This is a genomic window from Acidovorax sp. NPDC077693, assembly GCF_044542805.1.
Taxonomy (GTDB): Bacteria; Pseudomonadota; Gammaproteobacteria; order Burkholderiales; family Burkholderiaceae_C; genus Acidovorax.
The window spans coordinates 242156-260947 of sequence record NZ_JBITVD010000007.1; the positions used below are offsets into that span (position 1 = coordinate 242156).

Annotated in this window: 15 protein-coding genes and 1 tRNA gene; 6 read left to right on the forward strand and 10 right to left on the reverse strand. The window is 67.5% G+C overall.

Annotation, left to right across the window (positions count from 1 at the left end; translation table 11 throughout):
- Positions 1–6: 6 nt before the first annotated feature.
- On the reverse strand, positions 7–387 hold the full coding sequence (locus tag ACIGHN_RS12055) for a hypothetical protein (protein WP_396504538.1): 381 nt from the start codon (positions 385–387) through the stop codon (positions 7–9).
- Between the two features lie 455 nt (positions 388–842).
- Between ACIGHN_RS12055 and ACIGHN_RS12060 the strand changes: the two genes are divergently transcribed.
- From ACIGHN_RS12060 to ACIGHN_RS12080, 5 genes are all read left to right on the forward strand, one after another.
- Complete coding sequence (locus ACIGHN_RS12060; protein WP_396504539.1) at positions 843–1787, forward strand: LysR family transcriptional regulator; 945 nt, start codon at positions 843–845, stop codon at positions 1785–1787.
- 124 nt (positions 1788–1911) lie between these two features.
- On the forward strand, positions 1912–2538 hold the full coding sequence (locus tag ACIGHN_RS12065) for a LysE family translocator (RefSeq protein WP_396504540.1): 627 nt from the start codon (positions 1912–1914) through the stop codon (positions 2536–2538).
- Positions 2539–2683: 145 nt separating this feature from the next.
- A complete protein-coding gene (locus ACIGHN_RS12070) occupies positions 2684–3241 on the forward strand; it encodes an RNA polymerase sigma factor (protein ID WP_056413584.1) in 558 nt (185 codons plus the stop codon).
- A gap of 86 nt (positions 3242–3327) precedes the next feature.
- Entirely contained in the window at positions 3328–4380 is a 1053-nt protein-coding gene (locus ACIGHN_RS12075) for a FecR family protein (RefSeq protein WP_396504541.1), read from the forward strand.
- Positions 4381–4480: 100 nt separating this feature from the next.
- Complete coding sequence (locus ACIGHN_RS12080; RefSeq protein WP_396504542.1) at positions 4481–6871, forward strand: TonB-dependent siderophore receptor; 2391 nt, start codon at positions 4481–4483, stop codon at positions 6869–6871.
- 188 nt (positions 6872–7059) lie between these two features.
- Here the strand turns inward: ACIGHN_RS12080 and ACIGHN_RS12085 are convergent.
- From ACIGHN_RS12085 to ACIGHN_RS12115, 7 genes are all read right to left on the reverse strand, one after another.
- Positions 7060–7135, reverse strand: a tRNA-Thr gene (locus ACIGHN_RS12085).
- Between the two features lie 12 nt (positions 7136–7147).
- Positions 7148–8155 carry a class 1 fructose-bisphosphatase gene (locus ACIGHN_RS12090; protein ID WP_396504543.1) on the reverse strand — a complete coding sequence of 336 codons (1008 nt, stop codon included), beginning with the start codon at positions 8153–8155 and terminating at the stop codon, positions 7148–7150.
- Positions 8156–8198: 43 nt separating this feature from the next.
- The gene (locus ACIGHN_RS12095; protein ID WP_396504544.1) at positions 8199–9050 is read right to left on the reverse strand and encodes a tetratricopeptide repeat protein; all 852 of its coding nucleotides are present in this window, start codon (positions 9048–9050) and stop codon (positions 8199–8201) included.
- A gap of 14 nt (positions 9051–9064) precedes the next feature.
- Complete coding sequence (gene pepN, locus ACIGHN_RS12100; RefSeq protein ID WP_396504545.1) at positions 9065–11866, reverse strand: aminopeptidase N; 2802 nt, start codon at positions 11864–11866, stop codon at positions 9065–9067.
- Positions 11850–12563 carry an HAD family hydrolase gene (locus ACIGHN_RS12105; RefSeq protein WP_396504546.1) on the reverse strand — a complete coding sequence of 238 codons (714 nt, stop codon included), beginning with the start codon at positions 12561–12563 and terminating at the stop codon, positions 11850–11852. Before ACIGHN_RS12105 ends, pepN begins: the two co-directional genes overlap by 17 nt.
- A 3-nt stretch (positions 12564–12566) precedes the next feature.
- Positions 12567–13671, reverse strand: a protein-coding gene (prfB, locus tag ACIGHN_RS12110; RefSeq protein WP_156370489.1) for a peptide chain release factor 2 whose coding sequence is annotated in 2 segments (ribosomal slippage) — positions 12567–13589 and positions 13591–13671 — 1104 coding nt in all. Because the reading frame shifts where the segments join, the coding sequence is not laid out codon by codon here.
- Between the two features lie 203 nt (positions 13672–13874).
- Entirely contained in the window at positions 13875–14783 is a 909-nt protein-coding gene (locus ACIGHN_RS12115) for an alpha/beta fold hydrolase (protein ID WP_396504547.1), read from the reverse strand.
- A gap of 241 nt (positions 14784–15024) precedes the next feature.
- Here ACIGHN_RS12115 and ACIGHN_RS12120 point away from each other — a divergent pair, with 241 nt between their 5' ends.
- Positions 15025–16086: an aldo/keto reductase gene (locus ACIGHN_RS12120; RefSeq protein WP_396504548.1), complete on the forward strand. Its 1062-nt coding sequence runs from the start codon at positions 15025–15027 to the stop codon at positions 16084–16086.
- 229 nt (positions 16087–16315) lie between these two features.
- On the opposite strand, the gene ACIGHN_RS12125 is transcribed toward ACIGHN_RS12120, so the two are convergent.
- Positions 16316–17740 carry a M20 family metallopeptidase gene (locus ACIGHN_RS12125; protein ID WP_396504549.1) on the reverse strand — a complete coding sequence of 475 codons (1425 nt, stop codon included), beginning with the start codon at positions 17738–17740 and terminating at the stop codon, positions 16316–16318.
- A gap of 38 nt (positions 17741–17778) precedes the next feature.
- Positions 17779–18780, reverse strand: coding sequence for a Bug family tripartite tricarboxylate transporter substrate binding protein (locus ACIGHN_RS12130; RefSeq protein ID WP_396504550.1), 1002 nt, complete (start codon positions 18778–18780; stop codon positions 17779–17781).
- Positions 18781–18792: the final 12 nt, after the last annotated feature.

Sequence of the window (18792 nt, forward strand, 5' to 3'; positions counted from 1 at the left end):
TCCTTTTCAGGACGCCTTCAGGAATGCGTTGCCTGCGGGCCTGAACAGAAAGAAAACGATCACCGCGAACAGAACCGCCCCTGGAATGAGCGCCGTCTTGACGGGCGACGTGGCGAACCCGATGAGCAGGCCCATGGTGCCCCAGCCGGTGTAGACCAGCCGGCCCCAGGGCCGCCCCCTGAGGATGGCGATGGCGCAAACCACCTGCACTGCGAGCCCGAAGTAGCCGATGCCGTACTGCAGCAGCAGAGGCAGCGGGTTTTGCCGCATCACGTCCTCGGCCAACGAGTTTCCATGCGAAGTCGCAAAGCCAGCCAGGGCCACCGCGCTGGACGCGATCAGGAGCCATGCAATGACAGTGAATGAAGTCCGGCGATTTTTGGGCATGGGGTATCCGCAGGGTTGAGGGCAAAACGTTGAAGCGCTGGATGGTCTTGCATGGGCTCGCGAAGATAAAGAGGCGGCCTGTTATCGAAGCCATTAGCCATTCTTTGGACCCTGGCCGCCCATCGGCGCGTGAACTTTGCGAAGATCGGGGCCTGGCCCATCCAGGCCAACCCCGTGCACCCCTCACCCTGGGACCGCAGCGCGCAGGCCGGGCGCCATCACAAAATAAATGACGCCGCTGTATCCGGCAAACGCACTTCCCGTGCGTCTACGTACGGAACCCTCCTCCCGCATGGCCGACCAGGACGTGGCGGCCCCTTCGATTCAGTGCGCCCAGTGATGAGACTTCTGATGTGTGTTGTTGCCAGCATGGCCGCGGCGGTGCTGCGGTCTGACGGCCTGTGCGCCTCTTCGCCCGCCTGCTGTCGCCTGAAACCACCCACGTTGCCTTTGCCATGAGCTCCATGCACTCGAATACGGGCTCTTACTTCAGCGTGGAGCAACTGCGGCGGCTGGAGCTCGTCGTGCAACTGGGCAGCTTTACCCTGGCGGCAGGGCAACTGGGGCTGACCCAGCCTGCGGTGAGCCAGCAGATACGGGTGCTCGAGCGGCAACTGGGCGTACGGCTGCTCGAGCGCTTCGGTCGGACGGTCGTTCCCACCTCGGCGGGTCTGGATCTGCTGAAGCACCTGCCGCACATCAATGCCGCGATGGAGTCGGCCTATGCCGCTGTGTCGGCCTACGCGGACGATGTGATGGGGACGATACGGATCGGGGCGGGGGCCACCAATTGCCTGTACCTGCTGCCCACCGTCCTGGGCAGACTGCGGCAGGTGTTTCCCAAGGTCCGGTTGATCATCAGCACCGGCAACACCGACGACCTGGTCCGGCGTGTGGAAGACAACGCTCTGGATATCGCGCTGGTCACGTTGCCGGTGTCCAGCCAACTGGTCAGCCCCAACATCATCCTGGAGGATGAAATCGTGGCGATCCGGCAGCGGAGTGCCGGGAGTTTTTCGGACAGGGTCGACGCCCCATCGCTCATGGGCATGCCTTTGATCATGCTCAGCGCTGGGACCTCCACCCGCGGGTTGATCGATGCCTGGTTCGCCAGCCACGGCATGAAGCCCATCCCCGAAATGGAGCTCGACAGCGTCGAAGCCATCAAGGCGGTCGTCGCCTCCGGTGCCGGGTGCAGCCTGCTGCCGAGAATGGCGGTCATGGGCACCGGCCATCATCCGGACCTGGACGTCAGCCCCGTATTCCCGCCGCTGCACCGCACACAGGTGAGTGTGACCCGCCACGACAAGACCATGACCGCCGCTTTGCGCGTGGTGATGAACGCCATTGCAAGCGAAGGCAAGCGTTTGAGCGGCGCAGCCGCCGGGCCGGCGCAGTGAGCCCGCGTGCTTCGACCCCAGGCCTTGCCCGGTGGCTGTGCCTTGGGCCATCGGGTCAAACACCGCACGGTGGCGCGCGCGGCAGTGCGTTCCGCTGGCGACATTTCTTATCTGCAGGATTCCCATGCCCACCAACGAACTGATTTTCCTGGCCAGCATTGCCGGTCTCTACCTGATGCTGGCCATCAGTCCCGGTCCCAATTTTCTGGTGATCACCGCCACGGCCATCGGCCAGTCACGGGCGCGTGCCGTGTGTGTGGGCCTGGGTGTTTCCACCGCGAGCGTGGCGTGGGCCAGCCTGGCGGCGGTAGGGCTGGGCGTGGTGGTGGCCCAGTACCAATGGGTTCAGCAGGCATTGCGCATCGCCGGTGGGGTCTACCTGCTCTACATCGGCGCCCGGTTGTTCTTTCAGGCCGGCCGGCCGTTGGCGTTGCGCGACGGCATGGCTGCAGGCGGGACGGCCTGGCAGGCCTACCGTTTCGGTCTGGCCACCAACCTTGCCAACCCCAAGTCGCTGGTTTTCTTCAGCAGTGCATTCGCCACCTTGTTCACGCCGGACCTGTCCCTCTGGGCCAAGATCGCGGCGGTCCTGGTGGTGGGGGTCATCTCGCTCACGTTGAATGTGGTGATCGCAGGCCTGTTCTCTTCGGCCGTGGCCCGGCAGGGGTATGGCGCCGCGAAGCCCGCCATCGACCGGGTGACGGGCGGACTGATGGCCTTCTTCGGCATCAAGCTGCTGCTGGGCCGATAGGCCAGCGGCCCGCTGGGCCGCCAGGGTGCAGGCGCGGGCCCTGCCGGCTGCCGCGCAGATAATTCAGGCCATCTATTTTCAACTCGCTTGAGGCTGGCCGCGCTGGGCCAGCCTGTACAGCCAACGTGCGGGCTACTCAGACACCGTGTTCGAGCGTTACTACCGCGAATTGCTGAATTTTCTGGCGCGCAAGGTGAGCGACCGCGACACCGCGGCCGACTTGACGCAGGAAAGCTTTGCGCGGATCTACGCCGCGCAGCAGGCCGGCCAGGCGGTGCGCGAGCCCCGCGCATGGCTCTATGCCACTGCGCGCAACCTCCTGACGGACCACCACCGCCGCGCTGCGGTGCGCGAAACGGGTGCTGCAGACGGCGATGGAGACCGGGGTGATGCCGACGCCCATGTCGGCCCGCCATCCCTGGAGCCCGACGCCATCCTGTCCGGCCGCCAGCGCCTGGCCGCCATCGAGCAGGCGCTGCTGCAGCTGTCGCCACGCCCGCGCGAAGCCTTCGTGCTGTTCAAGCTGGAAGGCCTGAGCCGCAGCGAAGTGGCGCAGAAGATGGGCGTCAACGTCAAGACGGTGGAGACCCACCTGGAAGTCGCGATGGACGCCTGCATGCGCCAGCTGCAGGCGCTGGAGGGCGAAGTGGTGCCCCCGGCCGGCGGTCGCCGCCGCCGCCGTACAGGCAGTGCCCCACCGTGAACCACCGTGCCCGTGTGCGGGCTCCGCACCGAAGACTCCGGCTTTGAGGCCGCTCGTTCGTCTACAACCCGACACCTCCCGCGATCATGATGCCCATAGAGCCCACGACCGATGAAGCCCGCCGACGCCAGGAAGTGGCGGGATGGTTTCTGCGCCGCGATGCCGGGGATGGTGCGTGGTCCGCGGCGGACGAGGCCGCTTTCACGCAGTGGCTCGGTCGCGATGCCGGCAACCGCCAGGCCTATGCGCGCTGGGCCACCGACTGGGCCTTGATCGACACGATGCCGCGCGACACCGCAGCCAGACTGCGCGCGCTGGTGGCCGCTGAGCGCGCGCCGGCCGCAGTGCCGGTGCCGCGGCGCCGTGCGATGGCGGGGTGGGCCCTGGCGGGCGTGGCTGCGGTGGCCGTTACGGGGGGCTGGCTTGGCTGGCAACACCTGGAGGCCCGCCCGGTGTACGAGCAGGCGTTCGGCACGCAGCGCGGCCAGCAGTCCCACGTGACGCTGCCCGATGGCTCCGAGCTGCGGCTGGACACCTCCACCACACTCCAGGTGACGTTCTTTCGCGGCCGGCGCGAGGTGCAGCTTGTGCAGGGGCAGGCCCTGTTCACAGTGCGTGCCGACCCGGACCGGCCTTTTCAGGTCACGGCGCAAGACGTGCATGTGACGGTGGTCGGGACGCGCTTTACCGTGCGCTCGACACCCGGCATTCCCTCGCGGGAAGGCGTTGAAGTCGCGGTGGAGCATGGCCGGGTGCGGGTGGCGAACGGCCTGGTGGCGGGCGGTGGTGCGGACGCTGCGGCGCATCGGGTGGAGCTCACGGCCGGCCAGCATCTGGTGCTGCAGGGGCCCGGTGCGCAGCCGGTCGTGAAGGCGCTGCCCACGGACGGCGCGGCGCTTTGGCACCAGGGTGCGCAGATCAGCTTCAGCAACGCCCCGCTGAAGACGGTGATGGCCGAGATGGGGCGCTACGCCGATCTGGGCCTGGTAGACGTGGACCCATCAGCGCTCGACCTTCGGCTCTCCGGCACCTTCGATCCGCGCGATGCGGCCGCGGCGCGCCGCCTGCTCGCTGGCGCGCTGCAACTGCAACTCGTGCCCCTGGGTGACGGCTACGCGCTGCGGCGGCAGGGTGGATGAGCAGCGATTTTTGAAAATGTTTGGCCCAGGTATCCGGCAAACGCCCTGCCGGTACGTCTACACGAACGAGAACCATTCGTATCTTGTTGGTGAAGTGACCATGAAAAAACCTCCATTGCCCTCTTCGGCAGCGCTTGCGCTGGCTATCCCTTTCGCCGTCGCGTCGGGTGCGTTCACCGCATCCGCCGGGGCGCAGGCGGTCGACAGCGCGCTGTCGTCCGCTGCCGAGCGCGACATCGCCATCGCCGCCCAGCCGCTGGGCGATGCGATCAACGACTGGGCCAGGCAAGCCCGCATGCAGGTGGCGGTGCCGCAGTCGCTCGTGGCCGGCAAGACGGCCCCGGCAGTCAGTGGCCGCATGACGCCCCGGCAGGCGCTGGACAGGCTGCTGGCCCACAGCGGCCTGATGGCGGTCAGCGAAGGCGCCTCCGTGCTGATCCGTGCCGTGCCGCCCCCGGGCTCTGCCGCGACGCTGCCCTCGGTCACAGTGAATGCCAGCGCCGAGCCAGAGACCGCCACTGGCCCCGTCCCGCGCTATGTGGCCCAGCGCAGCGCCACGGGCACCAAGACGGACAGCTCCATCCTGGAGGTTCCGCAGTCGCTGTCCGTGATCGGCCGCCAGGAGATGGAGGCGCGCGGCGCCCTGGATCTGATGGACGTCGTAGGCCAGACGCCGGGCGTGTCCGTCGCTGCCTACGGGCCCGACAACCGCGGCTGGGAGTACCTGTCCCTGCGCGGCTTCCCGGGCAACAGCAGCAGCTTTCGCGACGGGCTGCCCCAAAGCCAGTTCGGCGTCATCTACCGCATGACGGAGACCTACGGCCTGGAGCGGGTGGAGGTGCTGCGGGGGCCCTCGTCGGTGCTGTACGGACAGGGCGATGCGGGCGGCATCGTCAACCGCGTGAGCAAGGCGCCGGGGCCGCAAGCCACGCGGGAGGTCGAACTGCAGGTGGGCAACTTCAACCGCAAGCAGTTGGGCGTGGACCTGGGGGGCTCGGTGGGGGAGGGCGGCGACCTGGCCTTCCGGCTGGTCGGTGTGGCCCTGGACAGCCAGGACCAGGACCGGTACGCGAACGGCGACCGCATCACCCGGCAGCGCGCTTACCTGGCGCCGTCGCTGCGCTGGAGCCCGAGCGCAGCGACCTCGCTCACCCTGTTTGGCGAACTGCTCAACGACGAGTCCGGCGAGGACCCGTACTACGCCATCTTCACCGACCCCGGCGGTGTCCGCAGGCAGGTCAAATATGGAGACCCTTCCTTCAGCCGTTTTCGGCAGGACCAGTACTCGGTGGGCTACCGGTTCGACCATGCGCTCGGCAATGGATGGAGCGTGCGGCAGAACGCGCGCTACACCGACATCACGATGGCACGGCGGGCGCTGTGGGGCGACACGCTGCAGCCCGACGGCCACACCCTGTCGCGCATGACCCGGTCCTGGGACGATGCGCTCGAACAGGCATCGGTGGACACGCAACTGCAGGGCAGCCTGATCACCGGCACCACGCAGCACCAGCTGCTCTTCGGCATCGACTGGAATCATCTGCGGGGCACGGCATTGCGATTCCGGGGCCAAGGCCCTGACCTCGACCTGTTCAATCCGGTGTACGGCATGGCCGTTCCGGCCCCGACGCTGCCATGGACCGACTTCCGCCAGAGCACCCACCAGGTCGGCGTGTACGCCCAGGACCAGATCCGGTTCGGCGAGCGCTGGATCGCGATCCTGGGCGGGCGCCAGGACTCCGTGAGGTCCACCATCGACAACCGCCTGAGCGCCACCACCACCCAGACCGACCATGCGTTCAGCGGGCGGGTCGGGCTGAACTACCTGCTGGGCAATGGCTGGGCGCCGTACGCCAGCTATGCCGAGTCCTTCCTGCCAACGAGCGGGGTGGACGCTGCCAACAGCCCGTTCAAGCCCAGCCGGGGCAAGCAGCTGGAGGTGGGCATCAAGTACAAGCCCGACGATGGCAAGAGTCTCTTCACGGCGGCTCTCTTCGATCTCACAAAGACGAACATCGTGACCTACGACAACATCACCTCGGAAGCACGGCAGATCGGCCAACAGCGTTCGCGGGGGCTGGAACTGGAAGCCAAGACCGACCTCACGCATCGCCTGAGCGCCACAGCCTCTGCCACCTGGATGAGCGTGAAGGTCATCCAAAGCGCCAATGCGGCCGAGGTCCACAAGAGCCCCGCCGCAGTGCCCGGCAAGATGGCATCGGTCTGGCTCGACTACGCCGTGGGCGCGGGCCTTGGCGTGGGCGCAGGCGCCAGCTATGTGGGCCCACGGCAGAACGACGAGGCCAACACCTCGACCGAAGGCGGGTTCACGCTGCTCAATGCCGTGCTGCAGTACGACCAGGGCCCGTGGCGTTTTGCCCTGAACGTGACCAACCTTCTGAACAGGAAGTACAACTCCATCTGCTACCACGGCGAGTGCTACCTGGGCCGGGAGCGCACGGTGACGGCATCGGCCAAGTATAGGTTCTGAGAGGGCTGTTCGCGTGGTTTCAGATCGCCCCACCGGCCAAGGTGGCCGGTGGGGCGGTGGCCGTTGCCTGGTGGTATCGGTTGGTGCGTGGTGGGCCTGGCATCGTGTCGTACCGTTGCCAACTGCGCTGCCGCCAAGGCCCCCCACAACAAAAAAGCCCTGACTCTTGCGAATCAGGGCTTTTCATTTGGTGCCGGAGAGATGAATCGAACACCCGACCTTCTCATTACGAATGAGCTGCTCTACCGACTGAGCTACACCGGCGTAAGCCTCAAATTATAGCGCGGAATGGTAGCTTGTCACGCGCTCGACCTCATTTTTGGAGCCCAGGATCACGCTGACGCGCTCGTGCAACTGGGTGGGCTGGATTTCCAGGATGCGCTGCTTGCCGTTGGTGGCGGCGCCGCCGGCCTGCTCGACCAGCCAGCCCATGGGGTTGGCCTCGTACATCAGGCGCAGCTTGCCCGGCTTGTTCGGCTCGCGCTTGTCCCAGGGGTACATGAAGATGCCGCCACGGGTCAGGATGCGGTGCACGTCGGCCACCATGGACGCGATCCAGCGCATGTTGAAGTCCTTGCCGCGGGGGCCGTCCTTGCCCTGCAGGCATTCGTCGATGTAGCGCTTCACGGGCTCGTCCCAGTGGCGCATGTTGCTCATGTTGATCGCGAATTCCTTGGTGTCGTCGGGAATGCGCACGTTCTCTTCGGTGAGCACGAAGGAGCCTTGCTCGCGGTCCAGCGTGAACATGGCCACGCCGTCGCCCACGGTCAGCACCAGGGTGGTCTGCGGGCCGTAGATGCAGTAGCCTGCGGCCACCTGGCTGGTGCCGGGCTGCAGGAAGTCGCCGGCTTCCACGCCGCGGTCGTCGTCAGGCTTCTTGAGCACGCTGAAGATGGTGCCGATGCTCACGTTCACGTCGATGTTGGAAGAGCCATCGAGCGGGTCGAACAGCAGCAGGTATTCGCCCTGTGGATAGCGGTTGGGCACCAGGTAGATGCCGTCCATTTCTTCGGACGCCATGGCCGCCAGGTGGCCGCCCCATTCGTTGGCTTCGATCAGCACTTCGTTGGCAATGATGTCCAGCTTCTTCTGGATCTCGCCCTGCACGTTCTCGCTGGAGGCCGTGCCCAGCACGCCGCCGAGCGCGCCCTTGTTGACGGCCTGGCTGATGCTCTTGCACGAGCGGGCCACCACTTCGAGCAGCAGGCGCAGCTGCGAGGGGATGAGCCCGTCGATGCGTTGCTGCTCGACCAGGTAGCGGGTGAGGGAGATGCGGGAGCTCATCGGTGGATCGTCCTTGAGGCTGTGGGTGGTGATGTGAAAGGGGTCAGCGCGACTGCTCGCGCTCGGTCAGCTCTGCCAGGGTCGCCTCGGTTTCGGCCAGCAGGTCGTCGTCGCCGCTGGCATGGGCGATGGCCACGCGTTGCTGGAACAGGCTGCGGGCCAGCGCGGAGTCGCCGCCTTCGTGGGCGAGCACGCCTTGCTGGAAAAGGGTGTCCAGCACGATGCCGTCGTCGTGCAGCGCCTGGCCCAGGGCGAGGCGTTGCGCCAGATACTGCCGTGCCTGGGCGTGGTCGCCCAGCTCGTAGGCGTTTTGCGCCAGGTTGTTGATCAGGCCCGACAGGCGCACGTCCTTGTCGGAGCCAAAGGCGCTCTGGGCATCGCTGAGCAGCTGCTGGTTGTGCGCCAGGGCCTCGGCAAAGCGGCCGGCTTCGTGCAGGGCGTAGCCGATCTCCTCGCGGATGCCCAGCTTCTGCTCGGGGCTCAGCACCGCGCCGTCCTGCTCGGCCCATTGCGCCGACTGGCGCAGGTGTTCGATGGCGGTGTCGTATTCCTCGGACTGCAGGGCCGATTCGCCGATGGCGTAGTGCTGCTGGTAGCGGTCGGTGGGCGTGAGCTGGCCCAGTGCCGCGCGGATGGCCAGCGCACGCAGGCCCAGGGGCAGGCCCTCGTCGTCCATCTGGCGTTTGGAATAGACCACGAACTGCAGCCACAGCAGCTCGGCCAGCTCGGGCGATTTGGCCCCCAGGCCCTCGGCCAGGGGGCGCAGCGCCGCCAGGTCGGCCGACATGGCCGAGCCGCTGAACATGGCGCCCTCGTCGTACACGGTGTCGCGCAGCGGGTTGAACCGCTGCGCGAACTGCTGCGCGGGGCTGGAGGTTCGGGAGAACAAGGCCATGCGTGCGGTCCGGCTCAGTCGGCCAGTGCGCGGGTGACCACCTCGCGCACGTCGTTGGACAGGTCGGGCTTGGCGGCCACGCGCGCGATGGCTTCGCGGGCGGCGGTGCGCCAGGGTTCGGCCAGCTTCTTCCAGCGGTCCAGCGCGCGCGCCAGGCGGGCGGCGACCTGCGGGTTGATGGCGTCGAGCTCGATCACCCGGTCGCTCCAGAACACGTAGCCCGCGGCATCCGCGCGGTGGAAGGCGCCGGGGTTGGCGCTGCAGTAGCTGAAGATCACGCTGCGCGCGCGGTTGGGGTTCTTCAGGCTGAAGTCCGGGTGCTGCATGAGCTGGCGCACGGCGGGCAGCACGTTGCCGCCGCGGTCGGGGGCGCCCGCCTGCAGCGCGAACCACTTGTCGATGACGAGCGGCTCGTCCTTGAACATCGCATGAAAGCGCGCCAGCGCTGGCGCCGCCAGTTCACTGCCGCTGGCCACCAGGGCGGTCAGGGCGTTGAAGCGGTCGGTCATGTTGCTCGCCACCTTGAAGCGCTGCAGCGCCTTGCCGGGCCAGACGGCGTCGCCGGTCTTTTGCGCGGCGATGCACAGCATGTGCAGCGCCAGGCCGCTCAGTGCGCGGCGGCCGGAGGAAACCGGGTCGGGGCTGTAGCCGCCGGTGTCCTGGTTGTGCTCCCAGACGGTCTCCCAGTCGGCTTGCAGCGACACGGCCAGTTGCTCGCGCATGGCTTCGCGCACCGCGTGGATGCGCTGCGGATCGACCACGGCCAGCTGTTCGGCGATGTAGGTCTCGGACGGCAGGGTGAGCACCAGCTCCTTGAACGCGGCGTCCAGCAGCGGGTTGCGCAGCACGGCGTGCATGGCGTCCACGAACTCCGCTGGCAGGATTTGCGAGTCCGATGGGCCGCTACCGCTTGTTGGTTGTGCGCTACCAGCTATCGTATTGATAGCGGCGCAGGCAAAGCGCAGGGCCAGGCGCTGGCCGGCTTCCCAGCGGTTGAAGGCGTCGGTGTCGTGCGCCAGCAGGGCCAGCAGTTGGGCGTCGGTGTACTCGATGTCCAGCACCACGGGGGCGCTGAAGCCGCGCAGCACGGATGGCACGGGCTCGGCGTCCACGTTGGTGAAGGTGAGTGTCTGCGATGCCTCGGTGAGCACGACCACGCGCGAGGTGGGTGCGGTGGCGGCGTCAGCAGCGTCGGTGCCAGCGCCTTCACCCGACAGGTGCAGAGGCAGGGCGGCGCCGGTGGCGGCGTCGATGAGGCCCAACTCCACCGGGATCACGAAGGGCAGCTTCTCGCTCTGGCCGGGCGTGGGGTCGCAGCTTTGCGCCAGGGTGAGCGCATAGCAGCGCGTGGCGGCGTCGTAGCGGCCTGTGGCGCGCACGCGGGGCGTGCCGGCCTGGCTGTACCAGCGCTTGAACTGGGGCAGGTGCTGCGCCAGGGGGCTGCCCGGGTTGGCATCGGCAATGGCCTGCACGAAGTCGTCGCAGGTCACGGCGTGGCCGTCGTGGCGTTCGAAGTACAGCTTCATGCCCTTGGCGAAGCCTTCGCGGCCCACCAGGTTGTGCTGCATGCGCACGACCTCCGCACCTTTTTCGTAGATGGTGACGGTGTAGAAGTTGTTGATCTCGACGTAGCTGTCGGGCCGCACCGGGTGGGCCATGGGGCCCGCGTCTTCGGGGAACTGGGCGGTGCGCAGCACGCGCACGTCCTCGATGCGCTTGACGGCGCGGGCCGACGGGCTGCCGGCCAGGTCCATGCTGAATTCCTGGTCGCGAAAGACGGTGAGGCCTTCTTTCAGCGACAGCTGGAACCAGTCGCGGCAGGTCACGCGGTTGCCGGTCCAGTTGTGGAAGTACTCGTGGCCGACCACGCTTTCGATGTTGGCGAAGTCCACATCGGTGGCCGTCGATTCGCTGGCCAGAACGTACTTCGTGTTGAAGATGTTCAGGCCCTTGTTCTCCATGGCGCCCATGTTGAAGTCGCTGGTGGCGACGATCATGAAGCGCTCCAGGTCCAGCGGCAGGCCGAAGCGGGCTTCGTCCCAGGCCACGCTGTACATCAGCGAGTTCATGGCGTGTTCGGTCTTGCCCAGGTCGCCGGGGCGCACGTACACCTGCAGCAGGTGGTCGGTGCCCGAGCGGCTCTTGATGTGCTGCTCGCGCGCCACCAGCTTGCCCGCCACCAGGGCGAACAGGTAGCAGGGCTTCTTGTGCGGGTCGACCCACTTGGCGAAGTGCCGGGCGCCGTTCGGGCCGTCTTCCAGCGGACCGCTGTCCACCAGGTTGCCGTTGCTCAGCAGCACCGGGTACTGGGCCTTGTCGGCGCGCAGCGTGACGGTGTAGCTGGCCATCACGTCGGGCCGGTCCAGGAAGTAGGTGATGCGGCGAAAGCCCTCGGCCTCGCACTGCGTGAAGAATGTGCCCTGGCTCACGTACAGGCCCATGAGCTGGGTGTTCTTGGCGGGGCAGCAGGTGGTGAAGATCTCGAGCGTGAAGGGCTCGTTGCCGTTGTCATCGATGGTGGGCAGGTTCTCCAGCACTAGGCGGGAGCCTTCCATCTTGAACGAGGTGCCCTGGCCGTTGACCAGCACGCGCGCCAGGTTCAGCTCGTCGCCGTCGAGCTTGAGCGGCTGCGCGGCCACGTCGGGGTTGCGGCGCAGCAGCATGCGGTTGAGCACGCGGGTCTTGGCGGGGTCCAGGTCGAAGGTCAGCTCGACGCTGTCGATCCAGTAGGCGGGGGCGGTGTAGTCCTCGCGGCGGATGGCGGCCGGGTGGGCCACTGCGTCTCCGCTTCCGTCTGCTTTATGCAGTTGCAACATGGATGCTCTCCAGAAAGTCGGTGTTCATGAGTTCGGTGTAGTCGCGCACGGCGGCCACCACGTGGGGGCCCGCCAGTTCGTCTGCACTGTGGGTGCTGCAAATGGCCACGGCACGCATGCCGGCGCGCCGCGCGGCCTCGATGCCGAAGGGCGCGTCTTCAAACACGATGCAGTGCTCGGGCGCCACGCTGATGCGGCGCGCGGCCTCCAGAAAGATCGCCGGCTGCGGCTTGCCGGGCAGGCCCTCGTCGCCGCGCACGATGGCCAGCGGAGCGGGCTGCAGGGTGAGGTGGCCCAGCGCGAACTCCACGTTGCCGATGTCCCCCGCCGTGCCCACCGCCACCTTCAGGCCGCGCGCATGCACCTGCGCCGCGAACGCGCGAAAGCCGGCCACTTCGGCAAAGCGTGGCGCGAACAGCTCGCGGTAGATGGTTTCCTTCTCGTGCGTGAGCGCGTCGGCTTCTTCCTGCGACACCGCGCGGCCCAGCAGCTCCACGATGCACTCGGTGCCATTACGGCCCGTGGTGCGGGCCATGAGGTCGGGCACGTCGATGTGCATGCCGCGGCGGCGCGTGAACTCGACCCAGGCCTGGGCGTGCCAGGGCATGGAGTGGATCATGGTGCCGTCCATGTCGAAGATGATGGCTTCGGTGTGCGCGGGCGCACCTGCAGTGCGCAGCAAAGGGGTGGCGGACATGGATTACACGCCCTGCTTGAGCGAGGCTTCGATGAACGCGTCCAGGTCGCCGTCCAGCACCTTTTGCGTGGCCGAGATTTCGACGTTGGTGCGCAGGTCCTTGATGCGGCTGTTGTCCAGCACGTACGAGCGGATCTGGTGGCCCCAGCCCACGTCGGTCTTGGTGTCTTCCAGCTTCTGGGCTTCTTCCTGGCGCTTGCGCATCTCGAAGTCGTACAGCTTGGAGCGCAGGCGCTGCCACGCGATGTCGCGGTTGCCGTGCTGGCTGCGGCCGTCCTGGCACTGCACCACGATGCCGGTGGGGATGTGGGTCAGGCGCACGGCCGAGTCGGTCTTGTTGATGTGCTGCCCGCCCGCGCCGGATGCGCGGTAGGTGTCGGTGCGCACGTCGGCCGGGTTGATGTTGATCTCGATGGAGTCGTCGATCTCCGGGTAGACGAACAGCGACGCGAACGAGGTGTGGCGGCCGCCCGAGCTGTCGAACGGGCTCTTGCGCACCAGGCGGTGCACGCCGGTTTCGGTGCGCAGCAGGCCGTAGGCGTACTCGCCCTCGACCTTGATCGTCGCGCTTTTTATGCCGGCCACGTCGCCCGGGGTTTCTTCTTCGACCGTGGTCTTGAAGCCCTTGCGCTCGGCGTACTTCAGGTACTGGCGCAGCAGCATGCTGGCCCAGTCGCACGCCTCGGTGCCGCCCGCGCCGGCCTGGATGTCGACGAAGCAGTTGAGCGGGTCGGCCTCGTTGCGGAACATGCGGCGGAACTCCAGCTCTTCGATGAGCGGGCGCAGCTTGGCGGTCTCGGCCTCGATGGTGAGCAGGCCGGGCTCGTCGCCTTCTTCCTTGCTCATGTCATAGAGCTCGGTGTTGTCGGCCAGCTCGCGCGTGAGCTTGTCGAGCGTGACGACCACGCCCGAGAGCGACTTTTGTTCCTTGCCCAGCTCCTGGGCCTTCTTCGGGTCGTTCCAGACCGAAGGGTCTTCCAGCGATGCGTTTACCGTGCGCAGGCGTTCGAATTTGGCATCGAAGTCAAAGATACCTCCGTAACTCTTGCGTTCGCAGAGCCAGGTCGCCGAGGGTGGTGCCGATGAGGTTGATGCGTTCTGCGTCCATGATTCTTGTCCTGGGTGTTCTGTGGAATAACCCGCGATTTTCTCATGGGACGGCCTCTTGCCCCGGCAAAGCCCTCAGGAGCGCTGCCCGCCGGGCCGCAGAGGGGCAGCGGCACCGCTGTCAGTGAATGAAAATGTCAAAAATGATAGCTGCTGGCGCTTGCTGGTCAAGCGGTAGCGACCATTTTGATGGTGCTACGCGCTTCAGGCGGCGGCCAGGAACGTTTCGATCAGCTGCGCCACCTGCCCGGGCTGGTCGTGGTGCAGCATGTGCCCGGCGTCCTGCACGACGGCGGTCCGCACGTCGCGCACATGGGTCAGGCGCTGGTGGTATTCCTCCAGGCTGTACCTGCCCTTCCACCACTGGCCCAGGCTGTCGTCGCTGGCTTCCACCGCCAGCACGGGGGCGGCGATGCGGTCGTACAGCGCCAGCGCCTCGTCCAGCCGGTAGAGCTGCGCGCTGGTGATCTTGTGGGCCGGGTCGCCCAGGATCTCCCACTGGCCCTGGGCGTTGGGCCGGGCCCAGTGGCCGGCCAGCCAGCGGGCCTTGTCCTCGGACAGGCGCGGGTTGGTCTTCATCAGCCGGCGGGCCACGCCGTCCTGGCTGTCGTAGGTCTTGAGGGCCAGCTCGCCGCTGCGCAGCTGCTTGAGCTCGTCGATCCACTGCGCATAGCGCTTGGGCGCCTGCTCGGGCTTGGAGGCGGGCATGCCGAAGCCCTCCAGGTTGACCAGGCGGCGGATGCGCTCGGGCCGCACGCCCGCATACATCATGGCGATGTTGCCGCCCATGCTGTGGCCCACCAGGTCGATGGCTTCGCCGGGGGCGTAGTGGTCCAGCAGCATGTCCAGGTCGGCCAGGTAGTCGGCAAAGAAGTAGTGGTCGGCCTGCGCGGTGGAGGTAAGGCCGAAGCCGCGCCAGTCGGGCGCGATGATGCGGCGCTCCTGCTGCAGCGCATCCACGGTGAACTGGTAGGACGCACCCACGTCCATCCAGCCGTGCAGCAGCACCAGCGTGGGCAGCGGGCTGTGTTCCGGGCCCCAGTGGCGGACGTGGTAGTCGAGATGGCGCAGAGGCAGCGTGCTGCTGCGGGAGGGCTTGAGCGGGGTGTACATGGGCGGCGGCGCGAAGTGGGGCAGCAGGAAGGTCCCGCAAAGCGCAGGGCCTGCGGGTGTCCCTGGATGGTAATGGGGCCGCCCGCTGCACCGCCGCCAGCGGTGTCGCCTGCGCGGCTGGTGGGGCGGCGGGTGGCGCGGGGGCGAGGCAGGCTCTTCGGGCCGCCCTGCGGCGGCCTGCAGAGCGCAGCGAAATCCATTATTCTGCGCAGTCCTTCGTTTGCCCGTACTCCTTCTTTCCATGCAAAAAATCCAACTCGGCACCAGCGATCTGCAGGTCACTCCCATCTGCCTGGGCACCATGACTTTTGGCGAGCAGGTGGCAGAGGCCGATTCGCACGCCATCCTCACGCGCTCGCTCGACCGGGGTGTGAACTTCATCGACACGGCCGAGATGTACTCGGTGCCGGCCAAGGCCGAGACCTTTGGCGCCACCGAGACCATCATCGGCAACTGGTTCGCCAAGAACCCCGGCGCGCGCCAGAAGCTGGTGGTGGCCACCAAGGTCGCAGGCCCCTCGCGCGGCATGCCCTGGGTGCGTGAAGGCAAGGGCATGACACCGGCCGACATCGTGGCCTCGTGCGACGCCAGCCTGCGCCGCCTGCAGACCGACGTGATCGACCTCTACCAGATCCATTGGCCCGAGCGCCACGTGCCCGCCTTCGGCAACCTGTACTACGACCCCGCCAAGGAAACGTCGCAGACCCCCATCCACGAACAGCTCCAGGCCCTGGCCGGCCTGGTCCAGGCCGGCAAGGTGCGCCACATCGGCCTGTCCAACGAGAGCCCTTACGGCGTGCACGAATTCGTGCGGCTGGCGGAGCAGCACGGCCTGCCGCGCGTGGCCACGGTGCAAAACCCGTATTGCCTGATCAACCGCACCTGGGAAAACGGCCTGGACGAAACCTGCCACCGCCTGAACGTGTCGCTGCTGGCGTACTCCCCGCTGGGCTTCGGTTTGTTGACCGGCAAGTACGACGACAGCGGCCTCACCGGCCCGGGCGCGCCGCAGGGCGCGCGCATCGCCACCTACGAGTCGGTGCGCAAGCAGCGCTGGGGCCGCCCCGAGGCGCTGACCGCATCGCGCCGCTACAACCAGCTGGCCCGCGACAACGGCCTCACGCCCACGCAACTGGCCCTGGCGTTCTGCTACACCAAGTGGCAGGTCGCCAGCACCATCATCGGCGTGACATCGGTGGCGCAACTGGATGAGGACCTGAACGCCTGGGACACGAAGCTCTCGCCCGAGGTGCTGCAGGCGATCGACGCGATCCGCTGGGAAATCCGCGACCCTGCTTTGTGATTTGCGGCGTTCCCCGTCGCCTCGAAGCAGCTAGGCACCACCACCACCGTTCACGCTGAGCCTGTCGAAGCGCCGCGCAGCGTTTCGAATTTCTGCGGTGGTGTTGGCGTTCAGCAGGCTCCACACCGCTGTTGCGTCGGCGGTGGAGTGCGCCCCGTGAAGGGGCTTGAGGATCGCTGACCTCTTCGTGCACCGCCAGTGCACCTTTGCACTGGCGAGCGTGCCTTCATCAGGCTGATGCGGCCTCTGCCGTCAGCGCGCCATCCTTCCACGGCACGCCGTGGGCCTCGCCCAAATCCCAGAACAAGCCGGCCATCACCGCCAGCCCTTCGCGCGCCACCGACGCCAGCAGATGCTCGTTGGGTGCGTGCTGCGCGCAGGCCGGGTACGAATGCGGCACCCACAGCGTGGGCAGGCCCAACTGGTCGGCGAAGATGTCGTTGGGCAGCGAGCCCGCCAGGTTGGGCAGCAGCGTGGCGGGCTGGCCGGCGCTGGACTGTAGCGACGCCAGCGTCCAGTCCACCCAGGGGTTGTGCAGGTCCAGCCGCGTGGCGCCGCACACCATGCCCATGGTGATCTCCACGTCAGCGAAACCATGGGCGTCCAGGTGCTCGCGCAGCGTGCGTTCCACGTTGCGCCAGTCGGTGCCCACCACGAAGCGCAGCTGGCAGTGCGCCACCGCGCTGGACGGAATGGCATTGATCGGACGTTGCGCATTGCCGGAGCCCAGCGCCAGCACCTCCAGCGTATTCCAGCCCACCAACTGCTCGGCGGGCGTGAGGCCCGGCTCGCCCCAACCGGGCGTGAGCGCGGGGTCGTCCGCACCGGCGCCGATCACCACGTCTTTCAGCGCGGTGCGCAGCTTGTCGGGCACCGAGGGCGGCAGCAGGCCTTTGACGAGGATGCGGCCCTGGGCATCCACCAGCGTTGCCAGCGCATGCGTGACCACCGTGGCCGGGTTGGCCAGCACGCCGCCCCAGTTGCCCGAGTGGTAGGCCTTGTCGCGGCTGCGCACGGTGAGCGAGAAGTTGATCGCGCCGCGCGACCCGAGAAAGAGGGTGGGGTGGCCCGCATTCACGCGGGGGCCGTCGCTGGCGACGAACAGGTCGGCCTTCAGCGCATCGCTGTGCTGCTCGCAGAACGCCGCCAGGCCGGGCGAGCCCGCTTCCTCGCCCATCTCCATGATCAGAGTCACGTTGTAGCCCAGGCGGCCGCTGCGCGCTTCGATGGCGTGGGCCAGAGCTGCCAGGCTCACCGTGTGCTGGCCCTTGTTGTCGGCCGTGCCGCGGCCGTACCAGCGGTTGCCTTCGATGGTCATCTCCCAGGGAGAGAGGCCCTCGCGCCAGTTGCTCTCCTGCCCGTTGACCACGTCGCCGTGGCCGTAGGTGAGCACGGTGGGCAGGGCCGGGTCTTCCACGCGCCGCGCGACGAGGAAGGGGCCGCCCTGCGGCGAGGGGTTGTCCAGCACCTGGCAGTCGAAGCCCAGGGGCGCGAGCCACGGCACCATTTCATCGGTGAGGTACATGCGCAGTTCGGGCGGCACCTTGCCGGTGTCGCTCTCGGTGCGCCAAGCCACGCGGCGGCGCAGGTCGCCCTCGAAGCGGCCGTCGTCGAAGTAGCGCTGGACGCTGTCTATCAGTTGTTCGCGGGTCATCGTGCGGGTCCTTCCGGAGGTTGTCGTCTCTGCATTCATCAGTCCACCACGATCTTGGCGCGGTGGGCCAGTGCGCGGTAGCGGCCGATCTCGTTGTCCATGGCGGTGTGCATGGCTTTGGGGCCGATGAATACCGGCTCCATGCCCTGGGCGCGGATTTGCTCCTGCAACTGCGGGTCGCGCAGGGCGGCTTCCACTTCCTTGAGCAGCTTGTCCACGATGGGCGCCGGCGTGCGCGCGGGCGCTGCCACGGCGTACCACCCATCGAAGGCCGCGTCGGGCAGCTTGAGCTCCTGCACGGTGGGCACCGTGGGCAGGGCGCGGGCGCGTTCGTTGCCGGCAATCGCCAGGGCGCGCAGCTTGCCGGACCGCACGTGCGGCGCGGCACTGGCCACGGTGTCGACGGCCATCTGGATCTCACCGCCAATCAGGCCCATCATGGCCTGGGCGCTGCCGCGGTAGGGCACGTCCTGCAGGCGCACATCGGCCGCCTGCTCGATCAGCGCGCCCACCAGGTGCGGTGCGGAGCCCGAGCCGAAGGTGGCGTAGTTGATGGTCTTGGGCGCGGCCTTGGCCGCTGCCAGCAGCCCCGCCAGGTCCTTGTACGGCGAGGTGGCACTGACCACCACCACCAGCGGTGCGCGCGCAATGATGGCCACGGGGGCCAGGTCCTTGAGCGGGTCGTACGGCAGCTTGGGGCGCAGCGCGGCGTTGACGGTGTAGCTGGTGGAGCCCGACACCAGCAGGGTGTAGCCATCGGGCTCGGCTTTGACCACGCTGTCGGTGCCGATGATGGTGGAGGCGCCGGGCTTGTTGTCGACGACGACCGGCTGGCCCAGGCGGGTGGCCAGCTTCTGGCCCAGCGCGCGGGCCACGGCGTCGGTGCCGCCGCCGGGCGGAAACGGCACCACCAGGCGCACGGACCGCTGGGGCCAGGCATCCGGCTGCGCAGCCGTCTGGGCGAAGGAGGGGGTGCCGACACCGGCAAGGGCTGCGAGGGCAACGGACAACAGCGAGGCTCGAACAAGGCGTTTTTTCATGCGGACTCCGGT